This window comes from Metapseudomonas resinovorans DSM 21078 (assembly GCF_000423545.1).
Lineage (GTDB): Bacteria > Pseudomonadota > Gammaproteobacteria > Pseudomonadales > Pseudomonadaceae > Metapseudomonas > Metapseudomonas resinovorans.
This window is the reverse complement of sequence record NZ_AUIE01000055.1, coordinates 1-3,280: the sequence shown is the minus strand read 5'-3', so window position 1 is coordinate 3,280 and position 3,280 is coordinate 1. Positions and strand designations below refer to the sequence as shown.

The 3,280-nt window shown below is 55.9% G+C and carries 4 protein-coding genes and 3 tRNA genes; all 7 read left to right on the top strand.

Going from position 1 to position 3,280, the window contains the following annotated elements; translation table 11 throughout:
* Positions 1 to 272: 272 nt before the first annotated feature.
* A complete protein-coding gene (gene birA / locus G559_RS0123425) occupies positions 273 to 1,229 on the top strand; it encodes a bifunctional biotin--[acetyl-CoA-carboxylase] ligase/biotin operon repressor BirA (protein WP_028630561.1) in 957 nt (318 codons plus the stop codon).
* Positions 1,219 to 1,968: a pantothenate kinase gene (locus G559_RS0123420; protein ID WP_028630560.1), complete on the top strand. Its 750-nt coding sequence runs from the start codon at positions 1,219 to 1,221 to the stop codon at positions 1,966 to 1,968. The genes birA and G559_RS0123420 overlap by 11 nt, the downstream gene beginning before the upstream one ends.
* A 9-nt stretch (positions 1,969 to 1,977) precedes the next feature.
* Positions 1,978 to 2,655 (top strand): SPOR domain-containing protein, encoded by a 678-nt coding sequence (locus G559_RS0123415; RefSeq protein WP_028630559.1) that lies wholly within the window; start codon positions 1,978 to 1,980, stop codon positions 2,653 to 2,655.
* 141 nt (positions 2,656 to 2,796) lie between these two features.
* Positions 2,797 to 2,881, top strand: a tRNA-Tyr gene (locus G559_RS0123410).
* Positions 2,882 to 2,907: 26 nt separating this feature from the next.
* Positions 2,908 to 2,981 (top strand) — tRNA-Gly (locus G559_RS0123405).
* Between the two features lie 26 nt (positions 2,982 to 3,007).
* Positions 3,008 to 3,083 (top strand) — tRNA-Thr (locus G559_RS0123400).
* An 84-nt stretch (positions 3,084 to 3,167) separates the two neighbouring features.
* On the top strand, positions 3,168 to 3,280 hold a 113-nt coding region (locus G559_RS30105), incomplete at its 3' end, for a GTP-binding protein (protein ID WP_228379154.1).

Sequence of the window (3,280 nt, the reverse complement as noted above, 5' to 3'; positions counted from 1 at the left end):
AGCAGTGAAACGACGCATCGCCGATGGTAGTGTGGAGCTTCTCCATGTGAGAGTAGGTCATCGTCAAGCTTCTATCCCAAACCCCCGAATCGTGACAACGGTTCGGGGGTTTGTCTTTGCGCCAAAGAAAGCTAATCGCTCGGACAGGGCTGGCGTTGTCCGCGTTCCCCCCCCCCCCAGGGCGGTTTGGGTTACTAGACTGGCTCGGATTTCTATGCAACCTGATTGTGCATCGATATGATGCCTGCCTCATTGTGAGCCGGATCCAGCGCATGCTGACTCTATTGAAACTTCTGCAAGATGGGCGCTTCCACTCGGGGCAAGCCCTGGGGGAGATCCTCGGTGTGAGCAGAAGTGCAGTCTGGAAGCAGTTGCAGCAACTGGAGGTGGACCTTGGCCTTCCTATATACAAGGTGCGCGGTCGAGGTTATCGACTGCAAAGTCCGCTGAGTCTGCTTGATCGAAGCATTCTGAATGCTAGTGGTGCGCCTTGGTCGCATCATGTGCTCGAGTCACTGGATTCCACCAACGCAGAGGTAATGCGGCGCTTGTCTGCAGGTCTCGCTCCGCCATTCGCGGTCGTTGCAGAGCGGCAGACGGAGGGGCGGGGGCGAAGAGGGCGTCGATGGGTCAGTCCTTATGCTCAAAACCTCTACTACAGCCTGGCTTTGCGTATTGATGGCGGTGCGCGCCAGCTTGAGGGGTTGAGCCTGGTGGTTGGCTTGGCGGTGTTAAGCGCGTTGCATTCATTCGGATTGACGGCGGCCGGCCTGAAATGGCCAAACGACCTGCTGGTCGGCAACCGGAAGGTCGCGGGTATTCTCCTCGAGCTACTGGGGGATCCGGCTGATATCTGTCATGTTGTCGTTGGTATTGGAATCAACGTGAACATGCAGCAGTCTGCTGAGGAAATCGATCAGCCATGGACTTCCATGCAAATCGAAACGGGTGCCCTGGTAGACAGAAACGCGTTGGTCAGTTGCTTGAGTGCCCGTCTCGAGGATTACCTTGGGCGTCATAAGAAGGAAGGTTTTTCTGCTCTGCGAGAGGAGTGGGAGCTTGGTCACCTGTGGCAGGGGATGCAGGTCAATCTGATTGCCGGTGTGCAGAAAATCCAGGGAAGGGTCGTGGGAATAGACGTCACGGGTGCCTTGCGACTCAGCGTCGATGGTGAAGAACGAGCTTATAGCGGTGGAGAGCTCAGTTTGAGGTTGAGTGATGATTCTTGAGCTTGACTGCGGTAACAGCTTTATCAAATGGCGCGTGATCGACAGTGCGCAAGTGGTCACCCTGGTTGGCGGTGTTGTCGGTTCGGACGAAGAGCTGGTGTCGGTGCTGCGGGCGACGCCTGGATTAGCGCTTCGGCACTGCCGGTTGGTCAGTGTTCGTTCCGATGAGGAAACTCGCTTGCTGACTGCTCGGCTGCAGGGTGCATTCGGAGTGTCTTGCGTGTCTGCGTTGCCGGCCCTCGAACTGGCCGGGGTGCGCAACGGCTATTCGGAGTATCAGCGCCTTGGTTTGGATCGCTGGCTTGCCGTGTTGGGGGCTTACCATATTGCTCGCAAGCCTTGCTTGGTTCTTGATCTTGGCACGGCGGTGACGTCGGATCTGGTCGCAGGGAATGGAGATCATCTCGGAGGGTTTATCTGTCCAGGGATGCCCCTCATGCGCAATCAGCTGCGCACGCATACTCGGCGCATTCGCTATGACGACGAGGCTGCGGAGCGGGCCTTGCTTGATATGGCTCCCGGGCGCTCGACCGTCGAGGCGGTAGAGCGGGGCTGTCTTTTGATGCTTCGGGGCTTTGTCCAGGCTCAAGTTCAATTGGCGGCTGAGTATCTTGGCGAGGAGTTCGAAGTCTTTCTCACCGGCGGTGACGCGCTCTTGGTGCGTGATGTGCTGCCGCGCGCAAGAGTGATGCCTGACTTGGTATTTGCTGGTTTGGCTATTGCCTGTCCATTGCATTGAGGTTGATCCATGCGTTGGTTGTTTCTGTTTCTCCTGGTTCTCAATCTCTTCTACTACGTCTGGCATCAGCAGCAGGCACCGTTGCGGCCGAAGGAAGTGGAGACGCTTTCGCTATACAAGGGTGGGCAGCAGGACATTCGTCTGCTCAGTGAGTCCGGTGACGTTCAACCAAAGCGTAGCGTTGCGCTCGCGGCGCCAGCCGAAGAGACCGTATGTCTTTTTCTTGGAGGCTTCGAGCGTGAGGAGCAAGCTCGCGAGCTGGAGCAGCGCCTGATCAGTCTGGACGTGCGTTCGACGGTAAAGCCTGTAGATGCGGCTGCGGGTACTGACTATTGGGTCTATCTCGCGCCGCTGGCTTCGAGGGAGGCCTCCTTGCGCCAGCTCAAGGAGCTTCAGGCGCGGAAAATCGATAGCTACATCGTGACCCAGGGCGATCTGGTCAATGGGATTTCTCTAGGAATCTTCCCTCGCATGGATTCTGCAGAGAGCGTTATGCAGCGCTTGCGCGATGCCGGCTATGAGCCTTTTATGCGGGAATTGTCCCGTGCGCACCGTGATTATTGGGTGCGCGTAGCACCTGAAAGCCGCAGGCTGGTTGGTGATCCGCTGCTCGAGCAACTGTCCCGAGATTTTTTTGGATTAAAACATCAACTTATGCCGTGCGAAGGTGTTGCATCTCCTCGTTAGCTTGAATAGAATGGCGCCCGCTTCGCAGGATGGCCCAAAAGGCTGGGTTGCGAAGCTGCTGTCGAATGAAGCTAACCTCAAGATTTTAATGAGAAAAAGCTTGACAGTAGGGTGGCAGAAGATGAGAATGCCGCCTCCCTTGGAGGGGTTCCCGAGCGGCCAAAGGGATCAGACTGTAAATCTGACGTCATAGACTTCGAAGGTTCGAATCCTTCCCCCTCCACCAGATTCAAAGCGAGAGCTGCAGGCTCCGCGGGTATAGTTCAGTGGTAGAACCTCAGCCTTCCAAGCTGATGATGCGGGTTCGATTCCCGCTACCCGCTCCAGGTTTGCTGTTGTCGTAATGTGTTTGGCTCATGTAGCTCAGCTGGTAGAGCACACCCTTGGTAAGGGTGAGGTCAGCGGTTCAAATCCGCTCATGAGCTCCATCTTAACAAAGGCAGATATGAAAATATCTGCCTTTGTTTTAATGGTTGCGTAACTCGCTCAACTCTTGATGGGAGACGTTTTCGATGGCTAAAGAAAAGTTCGAACGTAACAAACCGCACGTCAACGTTGGCACCATCGGTCACGTTGACCATGGCAAGACCACTCTGACTGCTGCTCTGACCAAGGTCTGCTCCGA